General features: G+C 45.1%; 3 protein-coding genes and 1 pseudogene. All 4 read left to right on the plus strand.

What is annotated here, in order from left to right; translation table 11 throughout:
* Positions 1 to 223: 223 nt before the first annotated feature.
* Positions 224 to 430: pseudogene (locus IM319_RS21645) on the plus strand (hypothetical protein); the annotation flags it as partial.
* 447 nt (positions 431 to 877) lie between these two features.
* A complete protein-coding gene (locus tag IM319_RS21650) occupies positions 878 to 1,237 on the plus strand; it encodes a YtxH domain-containing protein (RefSeq protein WP_286823755.1) in 360 nt (119 codons plus the stop codon).
* The gene (locus IM319_RS21655; protein WP_004156958.1) at positions 1,238 to 1,603 is read left to right on the plus strand and encodes a hypothetical protein; all 366 of its coding nucleotides are present in this window, start codon (positions 1,238 to 1,240) and stop codon (positions 1,601 to 1,603) included.
* Between the two features lie 212 nt (positions 1,604 to 1,815).
* Complete coding sequence (locus IM319_RS21660) at positions 1,816 to 2,622, plus strand: TPM domain-containing protein (protein WP_286823781.1); 807 nt, start codon at positions 1,816 to 1,818, stop codon at positions 2,620 to 2,622.
* Positions 2,623 to 3,001 lie beyond the last annotated feature (379 nt).

A 3,001-nucleotide genomic window follows, 5' to 3' on the forward strand; every position in this document is an offset into this window, starting at 1 on the left:
AGTAGGGGGTTTCGTTCAGAAAAGACTTCAAATTCGGCCTTGAACGAGTAAAACTTTCTAGGAAATAAGGTGGAACATGAGATTTTTTCGACTTGTTCAAAGTGGCCGTCCGGCATTCGGACACTCAAAATGGACGGGTCGAAAGTGTCAGACTTAAGCAATTAAGCGTTTTTCGCTATCTGCGTCAACCCCATTGACGCGACCACCCTAAAAAAGTGGCGTGGTGAGGAATCGCCGTCCGTTTTACGGCGGCGAGGATGTCAATAGTCTGGTCAATTCTGGTCAAAAGTTGGTCTATCCTTTTCGCAACTATCTTAACTATCTTCAGGACAAATACTCTGATTTACAGACGGGTAAGATCGCCGATTATATTCCTGAATTAGCCCTAGCAGCTCCACAATGGTTTGGTATTTCGGTAATTACCACTGACGTTGACGCTCCCCGCTCCCTGCTCCGGCGCTCATAGACAGTCTTAACCAGTAATTTACTGTGATAGCTGTCCCCCGCAAGAGCGCCTACCGGCCCTGGGAAATTAATTTGGCCAGAGGTCTGTGGAAAAAATTTCGTAAACCTCTTGACAAAAGCAGCGGGTTGTGTGTAATATAAATATCGTGTGAGGAGTATAAGTTCAGCATAAGAAAAACCTTTGGGGTCGAAACACGGCAAGACTCCCAGAGGTTCTTCTTTTTCACTTCCTTATTTGCTCAAAGTCAGCAATAAAATCAGGTTTTGCCCGATCGCTAGTTTTTTCTCAAGTTATCCCTTCTAGGTCTGTTTTTGCTTGCCAAGAGCAACAGTCCAAAATTTTTGCCGAAGAAACTGCACAAGAGAAGTGTAATTCCTCGTAAAATTGGGAATTAAGTACAAGGGCAATCCTATGGCAGATAAAAATAACGGTAACGGTGGCTTATTCGTCGTCGGGGTTTTAGTGGGCAGTGCGATCGGGGCAGTGGCGGGTTTATTAGTAGCGCCGAGATCTGGAAAAGAAACCCGTCGAATTCTGCAAAAATCCGCGCGGGCTTTGCCAGAATTAGCCGAAGATCTGACCACGACGGTGCAATTGCAGGCCGATCGCCTATCGGAATCGGCCCGGCGTAATTGGGATGATACTTTAATTAGATTAAAAGAGGCGGTGACAGCCGGAATCGAAGCTAGTCAAAGTCTAGCCACGGACAATCCTTTCCCCGACTCTGAAGAATCCCCCCAAGGCGATAATCATCCCTCGAATGAGCATTAAATGACCGAACCTATTTTCTGGCTAGGATGTTCTTTACTGCTAGTCGCCGTTAGTTTAACGGCGGTTTTCATCGCTGCTTTGCCTGCCCTGCAAGAGTTAGCCCGGGCTGCCCGCAGTGCCGAAAAATTGTTTGATACCCTCCATCGGGAATTTCCCCCGACTCTAGAAGCAATTCGCCTGACAGGGGCAGAAATCAGCGAATTAACCGAAAATATCGATGAAGGGGTTAAAAGTACCCGCCAAGTTGTCCAGGGAGTTGATCGCAGTCTCGGTAGTGCTAAAGCTGGTCTTAGCAAGCTCGATCGTGGCAGCCGTCGCCTCTTGATCGGTTTTAAAGTCGCTTGGAATACTTGGAAACGCAGTTAAGCAGATGGGGAAGTGGGAGGCTTTTTTCAGTGATCAGTAAACAGTAACCAGTGAACTGAAAACTCACATCTGATAACTGATGACTGATGACTGATGACTGATAACTGGGTGACTAAAGTTGAGAATTCCCTTAAGATAAAGTAAATAAGTGTAAAGAAACTGAAAGTTAGCCTACACCCGTGCTTAAAAAATTCTCATTGTCTGGAAGTGCTATGCTCAATCGTTTTTGCCGAGGAATCTCGATCGCTCTTGTCATTGCTGTCATTAGCTGTCTGGGTTGGATTATCTCACCGGATCAAGCTCTAGCGGTGAATAATCCCGAATTACTGCCCAATCAAGCCACTCCGATCGTTGATTTAGCCAATTATCTACCCGCAAAACAGGAAGAAGCATTGATCCGAGATATCGAGACATTTCAAGGGGAAACGGGCTGGAAAATGCGAGTTTTAACCCAATATGACCGCAGCCCCGGCCGGGCAGTGATTAATTTCTGGGGATTGGATGATAAAAGTATTCTCTTAGTGGCCGATGGTCGGGGCGGTAATTTACTATCTTTTAGTATTGGCGATGCCGTCTATGAATTTTTACCCCGCACTTTTTGGATCGAATTACAGGCCCGTTTCGGTAATATGTATTTTGTCCGGGAAAATGGCGAGAATAATGCGATCGTACAATCTTTAGACACGGTAAAAGGCTGTTTAGTTAAAGGTGGTTGTGCGGTAGTCCCCGGCCTACCGAAGGAACAGTGGATTTTAACTTTAATTACCTCAATTGTCGGCGGTTTAGTCTTCGGTTTTGCCGGTATTCCTCGCAAAGAAGGACAGGTTTTCGCTTGGCAATGGGTTTTAATTGTCTCTCCCCTCTGGTTTATCCTCTTTGTTGCTTTTGGCATCGGACCAGTGGTTACTCGCACTGCTGAATTACTGCCCCTTTTCCGCAATTTAATCGGTTTTGCCCTCGGAGTTTTAGTCGCCTATCTTTCCCCTCGTTTTAATTCCCTCAACGCCTCAAAAACCTAAGAATTATGGGCTTTTCAGTGATCAGTAATCAGTAATCAGTAATCAGTAATCAGTGAAAAGAAAGTACCGAAGTTTTCACCTAAGCTCTATTGGATTTAAACTGCGTATTGGATATTTTAGTACAAATCCTCAAACTCCCGCTCCCTGCTCCCTTTTTCAGTGATCAGTAATCAGTAAACAGTAAACAGTGAAAAGAAAGTAGGGAGGTTTTCAGCTATAACTGATAGCTGACGGCAGCCCTTCATCGAAAATTTTGGGTCTGAAACCCCGTCGTTCTACGACGGCTTTACTGTTAAATATTAACACATTTACGAAATATATGCTAAAATGCTCCCCATGGAAAAAGCCTATTGGTTTCGATTTTACCCCACACCCGAAC

Origin of the sequence: Microcystis sp. M113S1, assembly GCF_020246945.1 — a bacterium.
Lineage (GTDB): Bacteria > Cyanobacteriota > Cyanobacteriia > Cyanobacteriales > Microcystaceae > Microcystis.

What these genes read in the sequence shown, in the direction of transcription:
- IM319_RS21660 (WP_286823781.1), top strand. Translation starts at nt 1,816, where the DNA reads ATGCTCAATCGTTTTTGCCGAGGAATCTCGATCGCTCTTGTCATTGCT.
- IM319_RS21650 (WP_286823755.1), top strand. Translation starts at nt 878, where the DNA reads ATGGCAGATAAAAATAACGGTAACGGTGGCTTATTCGTCGTCGGGGTT.
- IM319_RS21655 (WP_004156958.1), top strand. Translation starts at nt 1,238, where the DNA reads ATGACCGAACCTATTTTCTGGCTAGGATGTTCTTTACTGCTAGTCGCC.